Annotated in this window: 17 protein-coding genes and 1 tRNA gene; 2 read left to right on the forward strand and 16 right to left on the reverse strand. The window is 34.3% G+C overall.

The annotated features are described in order from the left end of the window. Positions 1-42: 42 nt before the first annotated feature. The 11 genes from HMPREF3023_RS01985 to HMPREF3023_RS02035 form a co-directional block, all read right to left on the reverse strand. On the reverse strand, positions 43-1146 hold the full coding sequence (locus HMPREF3023_RS01985) for a tetratricopeptide repeat protein (RefSeq protein ID WP_070700185.1): 1104 nt from the start codon (positions 1144-1146) through the stop codon (positions 43-45). A 79-nt stretch (positions 1147-1225) separates the two neighbouring features. Then, a complete protein-coding gene (gene pgeF, locus HMPREF3023_RS01990; protein WP_070700186.1) occupies positions 1226-1948 on the reverse strand; it encodes a peptidoglycan editing factor PgeF in 723 nt (240 codons plus the stop codon). Between the two features lie 9 nt (positions 1949-1957). Next, on the reverse strand, positions 1958-2791 hold the full coding sequence (locus HMPREF3023_RS01995; protein ID WP_070700187.1) for an exodeoxyribonuclease III: 834 nt from the start codon (positions 2789-2791) through the stop codon (positions 1958-1960). Between the two features lie 282 nt (positions 2792-3073). Continuing rightward, the gene (locus HMPREF3023_RS02000; RefSeq protein ID WP_070700188.1) at positions 3074-3847 is read right to left on the reverse strand and encodes a hypothetical protein; all 774 of its coding nucleotides are present in this window, start codon (positions 3845-3847) and stop codon (positions 3074-3076) included. A gap of 4 nt (positions 3848-3851) precedes the next feature. Then, on the reverse strand, positions 3852-5561 hold the full coding sequence (gene argS / locus HMPREF3023_RS02005; protein ID WP_070700189.1) for an arginine--tRNA ligase: 1710 nt from the start codon (positions 5559-5561) through the stop codon (positions 3852-3854). 9 nt (positions 5562-5570) lie between these two features. Beyond that, positions 5571-7946 (reverse strand): endonuclease MutS2, encoded by a 2376-nt coding sequence (locus tag HMPREF3023_RS02010; protein WP_070700190.1) that lies wholly within the window; start codon positions 7944-7946, stop codon positions 5571-5573. After that, on the reverse strand, positions 7939-10278 hold the full coding sequence (locus HMPREF3023_RS02015) for a U32 family peptidase (protein WP_070700191.1): 2340 nt from the start codon (positions 10276-10278) through the stop codon (positions 7939-7941). The genes HMPREF3023_RS02010 and HMPREF3023_RS02015 overlap by 8 nt, the downstream gene beginning before the upstream one ends. Further along, a complete protein-coding gene (gene zapA / locus HMPREF3023_RS02020) occupies positions 10265-10816 on the reverse strand; it encodes a cell division protein ZapA (RefSeq protein WP_070700192.1) in 552 nt (183 codons plus the stop codon). Before zapA ends, HMPREF3023_RS02015 begins: the two co-directional genes overlap by 14 nt. Positions 10817-10826: 10 nt before the next feature. Then, positions 10827-13202 (reverse strand): phenylalanine--tRNA ligase subunit beta, encoded by a 2376-nt coding sequence (pheT, locus tag HMPREF3023_RS02025; protein WP_070700193.1) that lies wholly within the window; start codon positions 13200-13202, stop codon positions 10827-10829. 10 nt (positions 13203-13212) lie between these two features. Then, the gene (gene pheS, locus HMPREF3023_RS02030; RefSeq protein WP_070700194.1) at positions 13213-14235 is read right to left on the reverse strand and encodes a phenylalanine--tRNA ligase subunit alpha; all 1023 of its coding nucleotides are present in this window, start codon (positions 14233-14235) and stop codon (positions 13213-13215) included. 352 nt (positions 14236-14587) lie between these two features. Then, positions 14588-14989: a type II toxin-antitoxin system HicB family antitoxin gene (locus HMPREF3023_RS02035; RefSeq protein ID WP_070700195.1), complete on the reverse strand. Its 402-nt coding sequence runs from the start codon at positions 14987-14989 to the stop codon at positions 14588-14590. Positions 14990-15354: 365 nt separating this feature from the next. Here HMPREF3023_RS02035 and HMPREF3023_RS02040 point away from each other — a divergent pair. Next, a tRNA-Trp gene (locus HMPREF3023_RS02040) sits at positions 15355-15430 on the forward strand. Between the two features lie 99 nt (positions 15431-15529). Here HMPREF3023_RS02040 and coaE read toward each other — a convergent pair. The 3 genes from coaE to HMPREF3023_RS02055 form a co-directional block, all read right to left on the reverse strand. Continuing rightward, a complete protein-coding gene (gene coaE / locus HMPREF3023_RS02045; RefSeq protein WP_070700196.1) occupies positions 15530-16123 on the reverse strand; it encodes a dephospho-CoA kinase in 594 nt (197 codons plus the stop codon). Next, positions 16110-18767, reverse strand: a complete 2658-nt coding sequence (gene polA / locus HMPREF3023_RS02050) for a DNA polymerase I (protein ID WP_070700197.1) — start codon at positions 18765-18767, stop codon at positions 16110-16112. The genes coaE and polA overlap by 14 nt, the downstream gene beginning before the upstream one ends. A 100-nt stretch (positions 18768-18867) precedes the next feature. Beyond that, positions 18868-20508 (reverse strand): DEAD/DEAH box helicase, encoded by a 1641-nt coding sequence (locus HMPREF3023_RS02055; RefSeq protein ID WP_070700198.1) that lies wholly within the window; start codon positions 20506-20508, stop codon positions 18868-18870. Positions 20509-20800: 292 nt separating this feature from the next. On the opposite strand from HMPREF3023_RS02055, the gene HMPREF3023_RS09815 reads away from it, so the two are divergent. Next, entirely contained in the window at positions 20801-20884 is an 84-nt protein-coding gene (locus tag HMPREF3023_RS09815) for a putative holin-like toxin (protein ID WP_371327605.1), read from the forward strand. Positions 20885-21038: 154 nt separating this feature from the next. Here HMPREF3023_RS09815 and HMPREF3023_RS02060 read toward each other — a convergent pair whose 3' ends face one another. Together HMPREF3023_RS02060 and HMPREF3023_RS02065 are read right to left on the reverse strand one after the other, a co-directional pair. Then, positions 21039-21596: a hypothetical protein gene (locus HMPREF3023_RS02060; protein ID WP_070700199.1), complete on the reverse strand. Its 558-nt coding sequence runs from the start codon at positions 21594-21596 to the stop codon at positions 21039-21041. A 769-nt stretch (positions 21597-22365) separates the two neighbouring features. After that, positions 22366-23565, reverse strand: a 1200-nt coding sequence (locus tag HMPREF3023_RS02065; protein WP_246829166.1) for a stalk domain-containing protein, incomplete at its 5' end; no start/stop codon positions are given.

Below are 23565 nucleotides of genomic sequence, written 5' to 3' on the forward strand. Positions count from 1 at the left end.
CAACTGTTATATAATACTCTTTTATTTTTATCTTGTCAATAATTATTTTAAACTTTTAATAAAGTTTTCTAACTCTTCATTTGGGCTAAGCTTATTAGCCTTCTCTAGATATTCTAATCCCTTTTCTTTTTCATTCATGTTTAAATAAATTATACCAATGTTGTATGTCAATGGATAAGAATCTTCTAATTCTTCTAGACCCAAATTTAATATATCAATGGCTTTTGTAAATTCTTGTCTTCCTGCATATATTGTTGCAAGGATATTTATATTCTCTTCTGTAGTTTTCTTTTCAACAGAAAGTTTTGCATATTCTTCTGACTTATCAAAGTCTCCCATATTGTAATATGAAATTGCATAAGTATAATAGAAGGATTCATCCATATTAAAGTCTTCGCTTATACTATGTAACAGATTAATGGCCTTGTCGTATTCTCCATATGATAAATAGGTCTTAGCTGAATCGAAGTTTACCTTATCTCTTATTACTTCTATTTCTTTCCTAACTTGATCTTTTAGTTCTTCATCTTTAGATAGGTTTATAAACTTTTCAAAGTACATGTTAGCCTTTATAAACTTGCCTAGTGCCAGGTTGATGTAGGCCAGCCTATAATAGGCCAAGGCATATCCTTCATCTAGGTTTAGGACTTGATTGTATTTTTTAATTATTATATTTAATAATTTTTCACTCTTTTCATATTCTTCTTCATGAATTTTATTGTAAAGAGCCTCTAGGATATTTGCTTCCTTAAAAATTATATCTGGGTCTTCTCCCCCTACTTCTTCGTATCCCTTTAAAAATATATATGATTCGAGAGGATCTTCTTCTTGATTTAGAAAGGCCTTGTGCATGGCATAGTTCTTTAAATCTATATCTAATTTTTTTAAGATTTCTTTATATTTCTCGGAATATTTAAAGTCACTGTCAATTCCAAGTAAATAAATCATGGCCTCTACAATTTTTTCTAGGTTTATCTCTTCTTCTAATTCCTTTTCTTTGATTCCTTCTATAAGATAGTCCAACTTTATGGGCATGGAAAGACCCACTTGTAGGTTCACTTCTCCCAGATGGTAGTCTTCTTTTAAATCTATAAAAGCTAGATTTTTTAATTTTTTATTTATATCTTCTTTAAAAAGATTTTCCATTAAATCTCCCCTACTTATAATTTTATTTATGCTTCAATAATATTTAAAATACTAACAGATTAAAATTAGATTTTCAATTTTATCTCATCATGACTATCATGGAGTTTAAGCCGTAGGCTTTTCCTTCTCTCCTTGCAGAGTGCAAGTCTAGATTCTTGTAAGTTGACTCTTTACAAATATCTATGTTACATTCATTTATTCCTGACTCTAGTAATATTTCTTTATTAACTTCTGTCATAGAAAGGTGCCAAGTACCCTTAATTTTCTCGAAGAAATTGTCTCTATTTTTGAAATCCTTAAATTCTTCATAGACTTCTTCTCCAACTTCATAGTTTTCTATATCAATACTAGGGCCAATGTAGGCAATAATATCTTTTAGGTCTGACCCAAAGTCACTTTTCATTTTATCTAGGGCCTTGGCTGGGATTTTCTTTTTTGCTCCCCTCCAACCTGAATGTACTATAGAAAGAATTTCCTTCTTTTTGTCATAAAGAACTATTGGTGTGCAGTCGGCAAACTTTAGCAAGAGGGCAAGATTTTTCTTATCTGTCACAAGGCCATCTGTGTTGGGAAAGTTTCTTCCGTAGACAAAGTCCTTTCCATTTCCCCCATCACAATAGGCAATTTTATCAGTGTGGGTTTGGATGCAAGAATAAATCTCATCAGGTTCGATTTCCATCCTCTCTAGCATATCCTCTACATAATCTCTTACCTTGTCACCTTCCTTGGCATAAGAAAGAGAGTATTCCATTCCACTTATTAGGTTTATGATTCCATTTTCTTCTAAAAACTTTGATTTCATTTTATTTTCTCATTTTTCAAAATTAATTTCCAATAGAATTGGTGTGTGGTCTTGTCTTTCTCCTGAGTCAACCATATTTGATTCAGTGACATTGTCTTTTATCCTGTCACTAACTATAAAGTAGTCAATCCTCCAGCCAGAGTTGTTTATCTTAGAAGTCCTAACTCTTTGTGCCCACCAAGTGTAAACTCCTTCAACATCTCCGTGGATATGTCTAAAAGTATCAGTAAAGCCCATGGATAACAAATTTGTGAAACCTTGTCTTTCTTCATCAGTAAAGCCTGCTGACATCCTATTGCTCTCTGGGTTTGCAAGGTCGATTTCTTTGTGAGCCACGTTGAAGTCGCCTGTTGCAATGACAGGTTTTATTTCATCAAGACTTGATAAGTATTCTCCATATTTTTCATCCCAAATTTGTCTCAATGGAAGTCTTTTTAATTCACCACCTGCATTTGGTGTATAAACTTGTGTAAGAAAGAAATCTTCAAATTCTAAAGTTATAATTCTTCCTTCAAAGTCCATTGTGTCTGGAGCATCAATTTTGGGGAAAGTCACAACTGGCTCTAGTCCCTTTTTATAAAAAGCCATATTGCCAGCATAACCCTTACGAGCTGGTTCTTCTGATGAAACAAAAACATAGTCGTAATCGGCGAATATATCTGCCATAATTTCCTTGTGTTTTTTTGTTGGACCATTCTTAGGAAGTTTTGTCTCTTGAATGGCAATTATATCTGGGTCTTCTTTTAAAATTGTCGCGAGCACTTCTCTCGACATCTTTGCCCTGTTTGAGTCACTTGTTAGGGCAGCGTTAACTGAATCTATATTCCACGAAATTATTTTCATTTTATTCCTCCATTTTTTATTTTATACTTCAATCCTATCAAATAGAAATTTCTCATTCAATCTTAATTTGATTTTATTTATCAAGATTTGAATTAAAATTATGTTTTTTTTATAACTTTATAGTTTTTTATTATTTCACAAAAATTTATTACTTCATAATTATTTATTACTTCACAAAAATTTATTACTTCACAAAAATTTATTAAATCGCAAAAATTTATTAAATCGCAAAAATTTTTCAATAAAAAAAGACCTGACCTAAGTCAAGTCTTGATTTAAATTTTATAACTCGCCCATGTAGGCTCTCTTTCTTCTTGTTGATCCAACTAAAATCCTGTAGAGGTTACCCCTAAAGATTGCATAGACAGCAGTGATGATGCTAGCAAGCAGGATTTTAATATTTTGCGGGTCAAGAGGATTCGTATATGATAAACCTGTCATAATTTCTTGACCAAGTGGAAGGTCCACAATTGAATTCGATACAATCATAAATGCAAAATCGAATCCCAAGAGATGAAGGATGCCAAGATAAATCAAAAATGGTATAGTCCAAAGTAAGAAATTTTCCTTCATAAACTCCAGTGAGTGAGTGTAGGCTGAAGTGTAATACTCTCCCCTAATATAAATTGACTCAGCAATTGGGTTGAGGGCAAGGGTAATCACTGCCCCAACAAGAGTAGTAGCTCCCATCATGACACCTATACCTGGCATGAAAAACGAAATTATCATTAGGATAAAAAACACCGAATAAATTGATGCAAAGTAGGCCATAAAAGTCTTTGAAAAATTCCTAAAGCTAATTCTATTGTAATAAATCAAATCACTTAAAACAGAAAAATAGCTTGAAAGGATTAAGGATGTCAAAAGCGGAATGATAAAACCAATTATAGTTCCATAACTCCTGGCAAATAACTTTCCAATTAAAACCATCCCCAACATATAAACTACTCCGTAAATAAAAGGAAAGATTAAAAAGTGTGGGGCTTTTTTTATTTTTAAAAGGGTATCCTTGCCTGCCTTCTTATAAACTAATTGTAAATCTTCAAAAAAGTTCATCAGATCACATCTTTTCAGGTGCTTTTATACCAAGCAAGTTAAGTCCACTTGCAATTACATTCTTAACTGCATAGCAAAGCATAAGTCTTGTGTTCTTTAATTTTTCATCTTCAACTAAGATTTGAGTTTGGTTGTAGAATTTGTTGAAGTTCTTTGCAAGTTCAACTGTGTATCTTGTGATGAAGTATGGTTCATATTTTTCACAAGCATCAACAACTACGTCAGTGAAGTTGTAAAGACTTCTAATAATATTTATTTCACTTTCTTCTGTAAGAAGGCTTGGGTCGATTTCATTGTTTATGTCAAAGTCACCCTTCTTTAATAAAGAGCAAATTCTTGCGTGAACATATTGTACGTAAGGTCCAGTTTCTCCTTCAAAGGAAAGAGTCTTGTCCCAATTAAAAGTGTAGTCCTTAATTCTTCCATTGAAAAGTTCTTGGAACTTAATTGCACCAATACCTACAGTTTGTGCAAGTTCTTCCTTGTTTTCAATTTTTTGACCTTGTTCTTCCTCTCTTGCATCTAAGATTTCACGAACCTTGTCTGTCGCCTTGTTAAGCACATCTTCAAGGTAAACTACCTTACCTCTTCTTGTTGAAAGAGTTCCCTCTTCAAGAGAAACCATACCGAAGGCAACATGATTTATTTTATCCCAAAAATCTTCTCCCATTTCCTTTAAAACTGCACGAAGTTGTTTAAAGTGAAGAGATTGTTGTGTTGCTACAACATAAATAATTTGATCTGGATTGTAGTTTTCTTCTCTATATTTTGCAGCAGCGATGTCTCTTGTCAAATAGATTGAAGTACCATCAGATTTTACAATAATTGCTGGTGGAAGGTCGTACTTTTCAAGATTGATGATTTCAGCACCTTGAGATTCTTCTAACAAGTTTTTGTCTCTAATTTCCTTAATTACTCCAGGTAACATATCAGAGTAGAAGGATTCTCCATTGTAGGAATCAAAGTGGATGTCAAGCATATCGTAAACCCTGTTGAATTCCTTTAATGAAACTTCTTTAAACCACTGCCAAATTTCTACAGCTTCTTCATTTTTATTTTCAAGTTCTTTGAACCAGTAGCGACATTCTTCTTTTACTTCTGCGTCCTTTTCTGCAACTTCATTTACCTTGACATAAAGTTTCAAAAGTTCAGGGATTGGATCGTTTTCAACTTTTTCTTTATCACCCCAAGTCTTATAGGCGTAGATTAACATACCAAATTGAGTTCCATAGTCTCCCAAATGATTTACCGCAACTGTATTATAACCCAAGAAGTTATAAATTCTCTTTAAAGAATCTCCAATAACAGTCGATCTAATGTGACCAATGTGGAAGGGCTTAGCAATATTTGTAGAAGAATAATCTATTACAATGTTTTTTCCCTTTCCTATTTCTGACTTACCAAAATTTTCTTTTTTGTTTACAGTTTCCTCTAAAATTTCTTCTGTCAAAATACTTTTGTTGATATAAAAGTTAAGGTAGGCATTTTTGTTTTCAACTTTTTCAAAATATTTTGAATCGATTTGTCCTGCCAGTTCTTCTGCAATCATAGCAGGATTTTTTCTATAAATCTTTGCTAGACTAAAAACTGGGAAGGCAAAGTCACCAAGTTCATAGTTTGGCGGCACTTCTATCATCTTGTCAATATCTTTGGCATCAAGGCCATCGATTTTTTCATCAAGTATTTTTATTATTTCTTCTCTAAAATTTATCATCTTGACTCCTTACTTTAGGATAACAACTGTTACACCGTCGCCACCCTCATTATATTCTGCATCTTTATAGGACTTTATAGTCTTAACACTTCTAAAATGTTCTCTTAATTTTTTTCTAAGGACACCTGTGCCCTTTCCATGAATTATTCTAACGGATTTTAGGCCAGAAAGATAGGCATCATCTAAATATTTATCAACAATATCTTTAGCATCTTCAAAATTCTTGCCCCTGATGTCAATTTCACTCTTAACATTTGTTGCCTTGTTCTGCAAAATGCTCCTAGTATTGTGCTTAGTTGTGTCTTCTTGGACATCAATCCTTGTTAGAGAATCCTTTGGCATATTCATCTTCATAATGCCCGATTGGACAAGGACATTTCCCTTCTTGTCTGGAAGCTCCAAGACTGTTGCAATATTTCCAAGAGATGTCCTAACCTTGTCGCCAACTTTTATTTCTTTTATTGGATTTTTTGCCTTAGCTATTTCAAGTTCTGATTTATCTCTGGCATTTTTTATACTTTCACGCAAGAGATCTTGGGCCTCTTGAATTTTTTTAGAGTTTTCAGAGCTTATATTGTCCTTAGCTTCATTTATTTCAGATAAAATTATATCAACATTTTCTTTTGTATTTAATAAAAGTCTCTTAGCTTCTTCACGAGATTTTTCTAAGATTTTTTCCTTTTGATCTTCTAATTTTTTAATTTTTGATTGAAGCCTCTTGTTTTCTTTTTCTAAATCAATTTTTTCTCTTTTAAGTTCTTCCTTATACTCGCGAATTTTTGTCCTGTCTTCGTCAATTGATTGGAGGACGTCTTCGAATTCAATATTTTCTGAACTCAAGAGTTTCTTTGCTTCTCCAATTATCTCATCAGGAAGTCCCAACCTCCTAGAAATTTCGAAGGCGTTGGACTTACCTGGGACTCCAATCAATAGCCTATAAGTTGGAGAAAGACTATCCACATCAAATTCCATGCTGGCATTGGCAACTCCATCAGTCGTCAGAGCATAAACCTTTAATTGATTGTAATGGGATGTGGAAATGCACCTTATCTTTCTCTCAAGCATAAAGTCCATAATGGACCTTGCAAGGGCAGCACCCTCTGTTGGGTCTGTTCCTGCTCCAAGTTCGTCAAAGAGAACTAGGGAATTTGGACTTACATTTTTTAAGATGTAAACAATGTTCACCATGTGGGATGAAAAAGTTGAAAGTGATTGCTCAATTGATTGCTCGTCTCCAATGTCTGCAAAAACTTTTTCGAAAACTGCAATTTCTGATGCCTCATCAGCTGGTATCAAGAGACCAAATTGTGTCATTAGGGTCAATAGTCCCACAGTTTTTATACTTACAGTCTTACCACCAGTGTTGGGTCCTGTGACAATAAGTGAAGTGAAGTCTATTCCAAGATTTATGTCAATGGGAACTGCAATTTTCCTGTCTAAGAAAGGATGGTAGGCCTTGATTAAGTTTATCCTGCCTTCACGATTTAGTTTCGGCATGTTGGCATGATAATTTAGAGCCAATCTAGCCTTAGCAAAAATAAAATCAAGCTCTATTAATTTTTCTTGGTTTGATTTTATTTCTTCGCTAGTTTCCCCTACTAATTCTGAAAGTTCCCTAAGTATTTTTTCGATTTCTAAATTTTCTTTTATATATAATTCCTTTAAGTCGTTGTTGGCTTCCACAACTGCCATAGGTTCAATGTATGCTGTCTGTCCAGAACCAGAAATGTCGTGAACAAGACCCTTAACCCTAGACTTGTTTTCAATTTTTACAGGAACAACATACCTTCCGTCACGCAAAGTGACAATGGCATCTTGTAAGAAATCAGCATGAGAAGATAAAATTCCATTTAGCCTATTTTTTATGGAATCTTTTTTTGCCACTATCCCTCTTCTAATTCTTAAGAGTTCACGAGAAGCATCGTCGGCAATTTCTTCTTCAGAAATAATTTTTGAATTTATCTCATCTTCTAATCTTTTATCTGTGTAAAGATCTTCAATTAATTTGTCAATGTACTCCAATTTTACTTCTTCATCTTTATTGTAAGAATCTTTTTTGAGATAAGTCTTTAGTCCACGAGAAACTCTTAAAAAATCAGAAACTTGTAAGAGACTAGCTGCAGTTAGAGACCCACCAATTTCTGTTCGCTTAATAATTGATCTAATGTCAACAATTCCAAATAATTGTGGCTCCCCCTTAGCAATAATTAATTTCAAGGCCTCGTTAGTCTCATTAAGCCTATTTTTTACGACCTCATACTGGGTAGAAATCTCAACCTGGTCAATATATTCACTTGTGATACTTGCACTGGCAAGTTTTTTAAGTTCAACTAAGACCTTGTCAAATTCCAAGGCCTTTGATGCTCTTTTCAAAGAATTATCCACTGACAATCCCCCTATTTATGTGTCCCTTAGTAACTTCTTTGTACTTGTCTTCTAGTTTTTCTTTTAGTTTATAAAAATCTTCTTCCTTGTAGTCCTTGTATAGGTCAATGACTTGGTCAGTAAATTCATCTGCCAATAAAAGAAGACTAATTTTATTTTCTTTTAATTTATTCACGTAACCGTCTAATAAGATTGGATATGAATTAAAAATTTCTGTAAAGGTATTTTGTCTTAGGACTTCAAAATCTACTGACTTTTCATCTCTTAGAAGGTAATTTTTGAATTTACAGGTTGGACAATTTCTCTCGTCCACGCAATTTTTCTCAATGGAATAAGGACAGTGCTTCATAGTCATAACTGGGACTCTTCCATAGGAAATCACGTTGACCTCCATGTCTTCTCTCTTAATTATATTTTGAATTTGCTCGCTATTCATCTCTGGAGAGAGAGTAGCTGACTTAAATCCTAGTTCTTTAAAGAAATCCAGTGAATTCCTATTAAAAATATTAAGTCCAAGGTCTGCGTTAAGTTCAAGTCCATCGTCCTTAAAGATATAATACTCTGAAAGGTTATTTATCCAAAGTCCCTTTACATTTTTATTTTTAAGAATATAGGTCCTAAGTCTTTCAAGCTCATCATAGGAATAGAACTTGTCAAGATAAATTGAGACTTCCCTATTTCCATAAAATTTTTTGAACTTTTCCAAGTCCTTGGCCCTAATAATAATTTCATCAATTTTATTTAAGTCTGTCTTCTTAAGATCTTGGAACTTATTGAAGAATACTTTTATAAGTGATTTCTCTCTTTTTAAATTATTTTTATGACCTTCTAATTTATTATCAACTCTAACTCTTTCAATGGATCCACTTAGAATTTTATCTTCTAATATCTTTAGACCTTCTCTTCTAAGTTCATTTATAGCAGAAATCGGAAGAAAGGCATTGTCATCTAAGTCCAAGTTTATATTCTCAACTTCAAAAATACTGTCTCCAGTTTTTGAAATATTTTCAAGGACTCTTTCTCTCTCAAGGCCAGCCTTCTTTGCAGGCTCAACTAACCTATCTAGGATGTAAGTTCCTTCCAAGTCATCTGACTTAAGATAAATTACTGGTTTTTCTCCAATTTTAATTTTTAAATCCACATGGACTTTTCTCTTGTAGTCATAGGAATATATTTTTTCATCGATCTTTTCATAAAGTTTCTTTGAGTAAGTCCTATTAATTTTTGAATTTTCAAGAGGTCTCTTAAATAGTTCAACTTGGTAGGTTTTTCCAGCCTTATAAAATTCTCTAGACTTCATGCCAAATCTTTTCTTAGAAGAAGAAAATTCTAGTCCATCGCCTGGGTAAACGTCTTGATCAAAAATAATTTTCGCTGAGTTTCTTCCAACTTCAATTACCCTTCCTATTTCAATTCCCCTGTTGTCTGGTCTATCGTAGGAAATAAAGTCTCGACCAAAGTCTCCGTTGAAGAGGCCCTTAGTAAAGCCCCTATTAAAAACTTGAAGAGTATCTTCCCTGTCTTCTTCTCTTAACTTTCCTTCAAGAGACTTTTTATAAGATGAAACTACAGTGTAGACATACTCTGGATTCTTCATCCTGCCTTCGATTTTAAGTGAATAACCACCGGCTCTTATAATCTCTGCCACATCATCAAGGGTGTTTAGGTCCTTGAGAGAAAGATAATAAAGTCTATTAGCCAGTTTCCTTCCATCAAAGTCAATAATTTCATAAGACCTCCTGCAGGCCTGGGCACATTCGCCACGATTGCCTGACTTGCCACCAATCATTGATGACATTAGACACTCTCCTGAATAAGAAACACAAAGGGCACCGTGAATAAAGGTCTCAACATCTAAATCTAGTTCTCTAATTTTTTCTATTTCAAAAATAGGAGTTTCGCGAGCAAGAACTACTCTAGAAAAACCCATTTCTTTTAAAAATTTTGCTCCGTAATAATTATTTACTGCCATTTGGGTAGATGCGTGGAGTTCAAAATCTGGGAAGTCCTCCCTGATTTTTGCCGCAATCCCAATATCCTGCAATATTAGGGCGTCAACTCCAATGTCGTAAAGCATCTTCACACTTTTCATTGCCCTCTTAACTTCGAAATCTGCAATTAAAATGTTAAAAGTTACATAGATTTCCACACCCCTTATGTGGGCATAGTCTATTGCCTCTTCAAGTTCTTCCCTGTTGAAGTTCTTGGCCTTGGCCCTAGCAGAGAATTCATCATATCCCAAATAAATGGCATTAGCACCTGCTGACACAGCAGCCTTTAATGCTGCCATATCACCTGCAGGTGCTAACAATTCATATTTATTTCTCTTCATAAATATTTTCCAATTCTCTTGATAGGTCAATTATCCTTCTAGATGCGGAGTTGTTTTTTTCTTCAAGATTAGAGATACTTCCCTCAAGCTTTTTAATTTCCTCTTTAGATTCCATTAAGGCTTGATTTTTGTCCATAAGTTCCCTATTCAGTTTTCTGTTTCTATCTTCTAAGTCATTAGTCTTCTCTTGAAGGTCCCTAAAAGACTTGTTGGCCTTCTTGTTTTCTTCTTCAAAAATGGAAAGCTGCTTTTTCAAATCTTTTATTTCTTCCATTTTCTCCATAATTTCCCTTTTGTCATCGCTGGCACTTGCCAGGTCGTCCTTATCAGACCTCATCTTTTCAAAGTCATCTAGAACATTAAGGGCACAAAGGACAAGAGTTTGCACTTGATTTAACCTGTAATTAGTTCTCGCAGTTTCCTGAATCTTTTCATTGAGGTCAGCTGCAAGGTCCTTGATATACTTTTCGTTGTCATTACCCATGACATGAAACTTCATGCCATCGATAGTGACTTCGATTCTCTTCGCATAGGACATAATAGCCTCCTTAGGATCTTAGTTTAGCTTTAAATTCACTTTCAATTTCAGCAACTACTTTTTCACAAATTTCTGTAACTTCGCCTTCTTCAAGAGTCCTATCTGCAGCCCTAAATACTAGGGAGAAGGCAACAGATTTCTTTCCTTCTTCTATATTTTCACCTTCGTAAATGTCGAATACCTTAAAGGATTCAAGAAGGTCTTTTCCATGTTTTTTCGCAACTTTTTCAAGGTCAACTGAGTCTACTTCCCTATCCATTATGAAGGCAAAGTCCCTCTTCATTGTTGGATATTTAGGAAGGTCCTTGTAAGTGTAGTTGTCAATTGTATTTTCTACGATTTTATCAAAGTCTAGCTCTGCAACATAGGCCTTTTTCTTAAGTCCGTAATTTCCTAGAACCTTTGGATGTACTTCTCCAAATACCCCAAGGTTTTCTCCATTTAATAGGAATTCTGCAGACCTGCCTGGGTGCAAGAAGCTTTCTTCCTTTCTCCTAACTTCTAAATTGTTAATTCCCAAGAACCAAAGAATTTTTTCTATTGACTCTTTAAGATAGTAGAAGTCACCTAGGTCGTAGAATCCCATAGTCAATTTTAACTTTTCGCTTGGAAGTTCATCTTCTGTTGGGAAGAAGGTATTTCCAATTTCAAATCCACCAACATTTTCATTGCCCCTAACATAGTTTTTAGCAAGAGCATCAATCATTGAAGGAACAAGAGTTGTCCTCATAACTGAGTAATCTTCTCCCAGTGGATTTAGGATTTTTATAATATTTTTCTCATCTTCAGTGTAGTTCGCCTTTTCATAAGAAGATGGACTCACAAAGGAGTAAGTCATAAATTCAGAATATCCAAGACCAGTTAAAAGATTTTTAATCCTGTCTTCAACATTTCTAAATCTTGGCTTTTTACCAACTGTTAAAGTTCCCACAAGTTTTTTAGGTTCAATATTGTCGTAGCCATAAACTCTTGCAACTTCTTCAATTAAATCTTCTTCTATGTCAAGGTCAAGTCTTACACTTGGAATTTTTGCTATAAGATAGTTGTCTTTAATTTCAGTTTCAATTTCTAGTCTATTCAATATATTGGCAACTTCTTCAATTGTGAAGTCAACTCCAATTAAGTCAACAACTTTTTGGTGTCTAAGTTTAATTTCCTTTTCTTCCTTAGAGAAATTTCCAACGTCCTTAGAACCATCTACAACTTCAGCAATTCCCATTTGAGATGCAAGTTGACAAACCCTATCTACAGCAGTCTTGGCAAGGTTAGGGTCAAGTCCCTTTTCAAATCTTGAAGAAGCCTCACTTCTTAGGTTAAGTCTTCTTGAAGTCTTTCTTATATTTTCCTTGTTGAAGTTGGCTCCTTCTAATAAAACATTGACAGTTTTGTCAGTAACTTCTGAATCAAGACCTCCCATAACTCCTGCAAGACCAATGATTTCTTGGCCATCAGTAATTAAAATATCAGAGGACTCTAACTTTCTTGTTTCTCCATCAAGAGTAACAGTTTCTTCCCCATCTTCTGCCATTCTTACCACAATCTTCTTTGAATGAAGGCTTTCTAGGTCAAAGGCATGAAGAGGTTGACCATATTCAAGCATGACAAAGTTTGTTAAATCAACAATATTTGAAATCGGTCTAACTCCAGCCTGCATTAGGTAGGCTTGTAGCCAAAGTGGAGAAGGCCCAATTTTTATATTTTTAAGTATTTTTGAATAATATCTTGTGCAGTTTTCTGTTTCTATTTCAATATCATCAAAGTAATCAGAAAAATCATCAACTTGATTTTCAATTTTTATTTCATTGTGCTTAGCCTTTAGATCAAAGGAAGCAGCAGTTTCCACAGCCATCCCCATCATGCTTAGGCAGTCAGGTCTATTTGGTGTGATTTCAAGTTCAAGAATTTCATTGTCCATGAATAGAGCATCCATAGCAGAGCCGCCAATTTCAGTTCCTTCAGGGAAGATGAAAATTCCGTTACGAGCTTCCTTGGGAATGACTGAATTTTCGTAACCCAATTCTTCTAGAGAACAAAGCATACCATTGGATTCAACACCACGAAGCTTGCCCTTTTTAATTTTTTGTCCGCCAGCCACAGTAGAACCGTGAAGGGCCACAGGAACAATAGCTCCCTCAAAAACATTTTTTGCACCAGTAACTATTTGAAGGACTTCGTCACCAACATTTACAGAACAAATAACAAGCTTATCTGCATCTGGGTGGTTTTCAATCTTTTCTATCCTTCCAACTACAATTTTATCTAAGCCTTCAGATGGAATAATAATTGATTCAACATGAGAACCAGAATTAGAAAGTCCATCTGCAAGTTTTTTTACATCAAAATCGAAATCAACATAATCTTTAAGCCATTTAATCGGTAATAACATCTATATCTCCTTAAAATTGTTCCAAGAACTTCTTGTTGTTTTCAAACATCATTCTAATATCTGTAATCTTGTACCTAACCATTGCAATCCTGTCAATACCCATACCAAAGGCAAAACCAGAGTACTTTTCAGGGTCAATGCCACAGTTTCTTAAAACATTTGGATGAACCATGCCGCAACCTAAAAGTTCCATGGACCAGCCAGTGTAGTTACAAGCCTTACATCCCTTGCCGCCACAAGAAGTACAAGTAGTATCAACTTCAAGACTTGGCTCAGTAAATGGGAAGTAGTGAGGTCTAAATCTCGTCTTCACTTCTTCACCAAAGAAGGCTTTAACAAAGTAGTTTAAAGTGTCAATTAAGTTGGCAACAGAAATCTTTTCATCAACAACAAGTCCCTCAAGTTGGTGGAACATTGGTGAGTGAGTTGCATCAACTTCATCAGACCTAAAAACTCTACCAGAACATATCATGCGAATTGGAGCGCCATGTTCCTTCATTGCCCTAACTTGGACAGGAGACGTTTGTGATCTAAGAATTGTGTTTTTATCAAAATAAAAAGTATCAGACATATCCCTAGATGGGTGGTCCTTAGGAGCATTAAGAAGATCAAAGTTGTTTTCAACAGTTTCAATCTCTGGACCATCATATACAGTAAAGCCCATGTGAGTAAATAAGTCTTCAAGATCCTCAAGAGTCTTCTTTAGAGGGTGTCTGTGTCCTAAAAAGATTTCATCAGTCTTTAAAGTAACGTCAATTCTCTCGTCGTGAAGTTTTTGTTCCAAAATCTTTTCATTTAACTCAGTCCTCTTGTCTTCAAGAGCCTTTTCAATTTCTTCACGGACTTCATTGACAAGGGCACCCATAACAGGTCTCTCTTCCTTGGAAAGATCCTTCATTCCCTTTAAGATTTGAGTTATTTCACCCTTCTTGCCTAAGTACTTAACTTTCAGTTCATCTATATCTCTAATTGTCTTAACTTCATTTAAAAGTTTCATGGATTCATCTTTGATTCCAATTAATTTTTCTTTCATGTTGACCTCCAATTCATAATATACAATTATATCATAGTTACAAAAGATTTTTAAATAAATTCAAGTAAATGCCTTCTTATCCGGTCTTAAATAAATTTCATTAAAGTTTTTAGATTCTTTTTTCTATCTTTTTTTAATTTTAATTTATATTTAAGATTAAATATTTTTATTCATACCTGGTTCTAATATTTAGATTAAATCAAATTTCTCATTTTTTTGATTTTATATTTTAAAATTTAAAAATAAAATTGAATTTTCAGCTTTTTTTGATTTTATATAATACTCCCTATTTTTTTCGCCACCTTATCTTATTTATAATTTCAAACTAAAAAGAGTGGCAAATCTACCACCCTTAATTCAATCCAATATGCTTTTTTATAGCTACTTGAAGAAGCTGTGAAAAATTTACATTATTTTCTTCTGCAAGATCATTCAACCACTTTGGTATGGTCAAGGTTTTTTTCACAGATTTTTCTTCAATCCTATCCCTAACTAGGGGCATCCACACGGAAATATAGGATAAGGATTCATTGTCTTCAGTTTTAATCATAGACTCTGTGGCATTAGGAATCTCTCTTCCCATCTTCTCTCTTTCATATATCACAAGCCCTAAAACTTCTTGTGCATTATAAATCGCTTCCTTTAAGCTATCTCCATCTGTAAAGGCTTCCTCAATATCTGGAAATCTTACATAATAAATTTTATCTTCTTGGTCAAATTTTATAATACAAGGAAATGTATAAGTATCTTTCATAAAATCACTCCTTTATGTAAGTTGCCGGGGTTAAAATTTTAACCCCGTGATTCTCTCGATACTTGTTAGAGTTCCTTAGGGAATATCTTTCTTGTTACACTTAACAGGACAAGCTCTTCCATCTTTTACATAAATCTCATGAGAACCATCAGTCCTCGTGTGACCCAGCCATTATCTTTGAGAATTTTGACAACTTTTCTGTAAGGCTTTGTTTTGGCCATAAACAATTCCTCCTTACAAAGATAATTATACACGTATTAATAACACGTGTAAATATTAATGTTATTATTTATAACACTTATTTTTATAAATTCTATTATTTGCTTTACAAGTCGTGAAAAATTTGGTATTATGTAATCTGTTGTAGGGGTATAGTTCAGTTGGTAGAACATTGGTCTCCAAAACCAAGTGCCGTGGGTTCGAGTCCTGCTACCCCTGCCAAAATACTGATTGCATGAGCAGTCAGTTTTTTTATGCCCATAATAATTTAATTAATTTTAAAAGATGTGTTAGGTCGTCCCAACACATCTTTTTATATTTTTATAATCTTCTTAAATTTTCTTCTACTTGTTTAAAGGTCTCTTCCAAACTGCCTGAATTATCTATTATAACGTCGGCCATAATTTTTTTATCCTCAACAGACATTTGTGAATTTATTTTTTCTAAAGCATATCCTCTTGAGATCTTATCTCTTTTTATTAGCCTCTTGACCTGAGTTTCCCTACTTACATAAACGAGCCAAACCTCATCAAAGTCCAGGCCATATTTTTCATTCAAATGCTGGGACTCAAAGAGCAGTGGTATATCCACAAAGACCCTCCCCTTGGAATTTTTTATCTCTTCCAAAATTATCCTATAAATCTCTGGATGCTCAATTTCATTTAAGACCTGCCTCTTCTCCTTGTCCCTAAAGACAATTTCTCCCAAGGCCTTCCTGTCAAGCTCATCATCCTTGTAGATATCATTACCAAAGGCTTCTTTTATTTTTTCCTTAACTGGCTCAAGGTCCACAACCTCTCTTGCAATTAAGTCGGCATCGATTACCTTTTCTCCCCTATCTCTCAAATAATTTGACACCTGGGTCTTGCCCGTTGAGATGGACCCAGTTAGACCAATAATTTTATTTTGACTCATAAAGATTTTTCCCTGTATTCATATCCACAGACAATTTTACATTTAGGTCCACAGAATTTTCCATTAGGTCCTTCATAAGTTCCTTCACTTCTTCAAGTTCATCTTCTGCTGTATCAACAACAAGTTCGTCATGGATTTGGATTATTAATTTTGATTTTAAATTTCTCTTCTTAAGTTCATTGTAAACTTTCACCATGGCAATTTTTATAATGTCAGCAGCTGAACCCTGGATAGGTGTGTTAAGGGCAATTCTCTCTCCAAAAGACCTGATATTAAAGTTCTTGGCGTTGAGTTCTGGGATGTATCTCCTTCTCTTGAATATAGTTTCCACATAACCCTTGTCCTTGCCATTTCTAATTTCTTCTGACATATAATCTTTTATTCCCACAAAGTGACCAAGATAGTTGTCAATATATTCCTTGGCAGCTTTTCTTGGAATGTTCAAGTTTTGTGAAAGTCCATAGTCAGAAATTCCATAAACAATTCCAAAGTTTACTGCCTTGGCTTCTGACCTCTCAAGATCATTTACATCATCATAGTCAACATGAAAAACTTCTGATGCAGTCTTCCTGTGGATGTCTAAGCCATGCTTAAAGGCATCAAGCATCTCCTTGTCATCTGATAGGGCAGCTAAGACCCTAAGTTCGATTTGTGAGTAGTCGGCGTCAACTAGGACTCCGCCTTCCGATGCTAAGAAGGCCTTCCTTATTAATCGTCCCTCTTCAGTTTTTATTGGAATATTTTGTAGGTTTGGATCAGTTGAAGAAATTCTACCAGTAGCAGTCACTGTCTGCATAAATCTTGAGTGAATCCTCTTAGTCTTCTTGTTTATAACAGATTTTAGCCCGTCAATATAAGTTGACTTAAGCTTAGAAAACTTCCTGTAGTCCAAAATATTGTCAATTATTTCTCCCTTTCCACGCAGTTTTTCCAAGACATCAGCAGAAGTTGAGTAACCAGTCTTTGTCTTCTTAATAACTGGGAAGTCCATCTTTTCAAATAATATAATTCCCAATTGTTTTGGCGAATTTATGTTAAATTCTTCCCCAGCTTCTCCATAAATTTCTTCTTCTAAATTCTTTAGCTTTTCAATTATTTGCTCGTCAATTTCATCAAGTACAGACTCATCAGTGTTGATACCCACATATTCCATTGATGCAAGGACTTCAACAAGAGGTAGCTCCATGTCTTGGTAGAGAGAAGTCATCTCTTCTTCCTCAATTTTTTCCTTTTGAAGGTCTTCCAACCTGTAAACTGTATTTAAGACAAAGGCAAAATACTTAAATAAATCTTCCTTGTCTAGGTCAGCATAGGCCTTCTTCTTTGCACCCTTGCCAAGAAGGTCTTCAAGGTCCAAATAACCATTTTTGAAATATTCCATGGAAATTTTGTTGATGTCGTAGTCAGACTTAGTAGAATTTAACAAATATTCTGCGATTTCAACGTCGTGAGAATAATTTTTTATGTCAATCTCATGGTCCATTAAGATAATTATGTCTTCTTTTAAAGAATATCCAAGTTTTTCTACATCTTCATCTTCCATAAGGTCCTTCAAGAAGTCAAAGTCTATATCATCATAAGAGATTATCTTGACGTCAGTATCCTTGACCTTGACTGCAAGATAAAGAGGTTTCACATCTTCATAAATCTTTCCATCTGTAATAAATTTAAAGGCAAAAGATTTTTTATCCTTTATTTCTTTTTCAAGATCCTTTAGGTCTTTTATTTCAACAAATTCAAAATTGTCTTGGGAGATTTCCTCCACTTCTTCCTTGCGGTATTCTTCTGGAAGCCTATCTAACATAGAATTAAACTCAAATTCACGATAGAGTTCTGAAAGCTTTTCATAGTCGTAGTCAAGTTTTTTGAAGTCATCAAGGCTTTCTTCTATAGGAACATCCCTTACAATTGTTCCCAGCTTCTTGCTCATAAAGGCAGCCATCTTGCCGTCAACTAATTTTTCCTTTAACTTCTTGCCAGAAACATCATCAATATTGTCATAAAGATTTTCAAGAGTATGGAACTGACGAACAAGTTTTAAGCCAGTCTTTTCTCCAATCCCATAAATTCCTGGAATGTTGTCAGATGAGTCACCCATAAGGGCCTTTAACTCAATAAATTCAAGGGGCTCAATCCCATAATCTTCCTCTATCTTCTCAACAGTTACAATATCCATGTCTGTGATTCCCTTGCGAGTGAAGAGGACTTTTGTATTTTCATTTACAAGTTGGAAATAGTCCTTATCCCCTGTCAAAAGATAATTTTCAAATCCTTCCTCAGACCCAAGCTTAGCAAGAGTTCCGGCAATATCATCAGCTTCATAAACTGGTGACTCAAGAATTTTTATATTCATGTGTCCCAAGATGTCACGCACAAGAGGCCATTGTTGCTCCAACTCATTGGGAGTCTTTTGCCTAGTTCCCTTGTAGTCCTTGTAGATTTCTGACCTAAAAGTCTTCCCCTTCATGTCAAAGCAAACTGCCACGTGAGTAGGCTTGATCTTTTCGATTGCATTTTCCACCATCATGACAAAACCGTAAATGGCATTGGTGTAAAGTCCCCTCTTAGTTTTAAGAAGTGGGAGGGCATAAAAGGCCCTGAAGAAAAGCGAACTTCCATCTATAATTAAAAATTTGTTATCCATAAAAACCTCCTAACTACATTATAACAAAGATTGAGATAAATAAAATTTGCAAATAAAATCCCCAAGTGAAACCACCTGGGGAAATTTTTAAATTATAAATTTATTTTTCAGAATACTCTGCCTTTATAGACTTGCCCTTGACTTTTTTGCCATCAAGATCTTTTATAGCATCCTTAATCATATTCTTTGGAACTTCAACAAAGGAGAAGTTTGGCATGATGTTGATCCTTCCAATGTCACTTGGATTGATATCAGTGTGCCTGCCAAGGAGCCTAATGACTTCACGAGAGTCAAGACCGTCCCTCTTGCCCTTGTTGATAAAAATCTTTGGACCCTTGATCTTCTTCATCTCCTTAGATTTCTTGTCCCTGGACCTATCAGATGACTTAGACTTTTTGGACATTTCAAACTTTTTACCATAGTCAACCCTATCAAGCTCAGTAATCTTAGTCTTGTTAGTGGACTCATTTACCATCTTTAAGAGAGAAGCAGAGATGTCATATAGGCTGTGGCCCTCTGCCAAAAGCTTATTCAAGACTTCCGTGTAGCTGGCTTGGTCTTCTGCCTTTAGAATATTCTTGTTGACCTTGTCAAATAGATTATCAAGACTTTCCCTCTCCACATCAGACTTAGTAGGGAGCATCATCTTTTCCATCTTAATATTCGCATACTTTTCGATCACCCTAAACTTAGGATAATCCCTGCTAGTTACAAAAGTAAAAGATGCCCCCTTCTTGCCAGCCCTTGCCGTACGTCCAATCCTGTGAACATAATACTCAGCCTGTTGTGGAAGGTCGTAGTTAAAGACAAGGTCAATATCAGAGACATCAAGACCACGGGCAGCAACATCAGTGGCAATCAAGACATCAATAGTCCCCTTCCTAAACTTCTTCATAACATTATCCCTTGATGACTGACGCATATCACCGTGAAGGGAGTCAACCTTGTAACCCCTTTGGGCAATCTCAACCTCAAGAGCCTCAACCATCCTCTTGGTATTGCAGAAGATGATGGACTTCTTAGGCTTGTGGATGAGGATAAGCCTATTCAAGATCTCTGTCTTCATATTCCTATTGAGTTCAAGGTAAAATTGCTCAATCTTTTCAGCCGTAAGTTCCTTCTTCTCAATAATAACTTTGGCAGGATCTCTTTGATAAAGTCTAGAAAACTCCCTTATGTCATTGTCAAAAGTTGCCGAGAAAAATAAGGTTTGTCTGTCTGGGTTGGTCCTCTCGATAATAGTCTTCATATCATCCCTAAAGCCCATGTCAAACATCTCGTCAGCTTCATCAAAGGTCAAAAACTTTAGGCCATCAAGCCTAATAGTCTTCCTCTTCATGTGGTCCATGACCCTGCCAGGAGTCCCAACGACAATACTGGCTCCCTTCTTTAAGTCACGCAGTTGCTTGCCCATATCAGCCCCACCATAAATTGGAAGAATATTAATAAACTTTTTATATTTTGCAAGCTTTTTTAATTCTTCCGATACCTGTCTAGCAAGCTCCCTTGTGGGAACGAGGGCAAGAGCCTGCAAGTCATCAGCATTTTCTTCCATTCCCTCAATCATTGGGATCCCAAAAGAAGCAGTCTTGCCAGTACCAGTCTGTGCCTGAGCAAGGACGTCACGGCCATCTAAAATTATTGGTATACTTGCCTCTTGAATCTCAGATGGACTTTCAAAACTCAAATCATCAATGGCACGCAAAAGTTCACTAGATAAATTTAAATCACTAAATTTCAATATATTCTCCTAATCTATTATAAAAATAAAAAAAGACCGAGATTCCCTCGGTCCTTCAAGTTCTTTCTTTAGATATTATAACACAAAAAAATATAAAAATCTTAGAAGAATCAAATTTATTAATTTGTAATTATATATTTTAAGTTTATCACAAGCTTCAATTTAAATAATTATATACAAGTATAAAAAAGTGATATAATAAGTTCGAGGACATATACCCATTCGGGCACAGGCAAAGTGGTTGCCTAATATAATTATTAGGAGGAATGACTAATTACCCATTCGGGCACGCGTGAGTGATTATGAAATTCTATCATTAATGCTAGAATTTGCGGCACTGATAGTCATCATCCTAACGCTTTGCAAGAATAAGTAGTTAGAATGAAAAATACCACCCGTATCGCTGAGGTGGTATTTTTATAGTACAAACTCAAGGCGACCGCCATCTTACCTAAAAGGTGAACATGGTGTCCTTACTTATCTTTAATATAACATAAGAGTCGAGAATAATCAACTATGACGAAGCTTTATTAATATTCATACATTCTGATTTCTCTTTTGCATTTGATTTTTTCTTTCGCCATTTTACGGTTTTTTCTTTTTATTTCTGCAGTCTTGTTATTTCTCCTCTTAGCTTTACATATATTTTTTTTATTCTTCTGAGCTATTTTTAATTTCATTTTGAATAATAAATACGAGTAAGCATACATAACATATACTTCGTCTTTTCTTATGATATGTCTTAAAATAATAATCAAAACTATTGGAATAGATAACAGTAATAGGTTTTGTAATACCTCATTCTTAAAATATATATTATTTACAAAATTTATTACAATAGCAAAATACGATAAAAAAATTGAATTCAATGCAATGTTAGAATTATTAATATTAACTTCAGCCTTATACATTTCTATACTTGATTTTATTCTTACTATATTCTTTTCATTACAGTTTTTATAATTCACTATAGAATCTATAATTTTTTCTAAATAATTGAGGCTTCTATTTTGTTCTACAAAAATTTCAAATTTTTCTTTATTAAACTTATTGTTTAAAAATATTTCTGATTTGTTAATTTTTTTCATTCTACAATCTCCTCTATACACAATTTATTATATGAAATATTCTTGTTTTTAAAGTTTTTTAGCAATAAATATTTTCTCAAACTAATTCCTCCTTCTTATTCTCAATAAGCTTATACAATCAATTATCTTTCTATTTTTTATTAAATTAATTTTTATACTATCTCATATTATCACCTTACCTTTCATTAATTTTTAATGTACTGAGAATATACCAATAAAAGCTCAAAAATTTAGATTTTTTTTAATTTTTCAAATTTTAAACAATTTTTATTCCTAAGTTTGTATCTTTTATATTCCTAATACCTTAAAACAATAAAAATTTTTTATTTTCTAAAAATTTATTTCTTAAAAATTTTAAGTATAAGCGAAATAGACTGTATGAGATATATACCTTATTTATCCATATTTTTGAGATTTCTTGAAATTTTTTATTTTTATTTTTCTCTCGTATCTTCCTTCATATTATTAGTTACTTAATCAAGCGAAAAATTATATAGTATTGAAAATTTGCAAACAAAAAAACGCAAAAACAAACGTAAAATTTTACGTTTGCTTTTGCGTCTGAAATAAGACGTAATTTATGTTATGCGTTTGTTTTGCGTTTGAAATAAAACGTAAATTATGTTTTGCGTTTGTTCTTTCGTCTGAAATAAAACGTAAATTATATTTATCCTGTCATTAATATAAATATTAAATCCCTTAGAAGTAAAATAATAAAAATATGTAAAAAAAGAAGAACCCCTAAGGGTTCCTCTTAATTATTAACAACTTATCTTCTAATATAAATTGTTGCACTCTTATCTTCTTGTTCCCATTCAATATCTTGATCAATCTTATCTAGTGTATTTCCGTTAGTTAGACCAAATACATTGGCTACGTTAGTTACAGAAACTAGGATTCTATCATTGATATTAAGTGGTTTAGAGTCCATCTTAACAGTCTTGCCGTTAGAAAGAACTATTTCATCGCTATCAATTTGAATTGTAGCTGTTAAACCACCCTTTGTGAATGTTGCAGTTCTTGTCTTAGCATCCCACTTAACGTCAGCTTCAAGAGCTTCAGCTACATATCTAAGTGGAAGCATTGTTCTGTCGTTTTGAAGAACTGGAGTTACGTCCATCTTTCTCTTAGTAACAACGCCATTTCTAACAACATCATATTCGAAATCATTGATACGGAATACATACCATAGAGTATCACGAACTGGAGTAGCAGCTTCAGTCTTTTCTGGATATACAGTTCTTACTGGGAATGTTGGAGTCTTGTGGTCTCTGTATCTGATTCCTGGAATAATATATTCTCCACCATCAGATGGGTAACCATTGTTGTTGTCGTCTCTTCCTTTTTCGTGTCCAATAACGTCAACTTCAACTTCAACTCTTCCACCTGGAAGATCTGGATCTTCTACAACTACTGTGATAGGTCCATCTACGTCAGTTCCTGGTGTTACTACAATATTTCCGTTTTCGTCGATTATTGCTGGAACATTTTTACCATCTTCATCTTTAGCAGAAACTTTAGTGTCCTTATCAGGATTTTCTACCTTAATACCAGTATCTTGTTTTTCATCTGTTGGTCTTACTGGTTTTAAGTTAGAATTGTCAACTGATGTTCCATTTCCATCTTCTGGTTTTTTGTCAGAATTATTGTCGTCTTGACCCTTCTTGTGGCCTTCTACTTCAATTTCAACTTCTGTCTTTCCACCTGGAAGATCTTTATCTTCTACAACTACTGTGATAGGTCCGTCTACGTCTTCACCTGGTGTTACGATTACTTTTCCATCTTCATCGATTTCAACTTCAACTTTGTTTCCGTCTTCATCTTTTGCAGATATCTTAGTATCGTCATCTTTGTTTTCTACCTTTACACCTGTGTCTTGTTTGTCATCTGTTGGTTTTACTGGTTTTTTACCTGAATCGTCAACAGTTGTCTTCTTGTCTCCAGGTTGTTCGTCAGAGTTGTTATCATC

This window comes from Peptoniphilus sp. HMSC075B08, from assembly GCF_001815405.1.
Classification (GTDB): domain Bacteria; phylum Bacillota; class Clostridia; order Tissierellales; family Peptoniphilaceae; genus Peptoniphilus_A; species Peptoniphilus_A harei.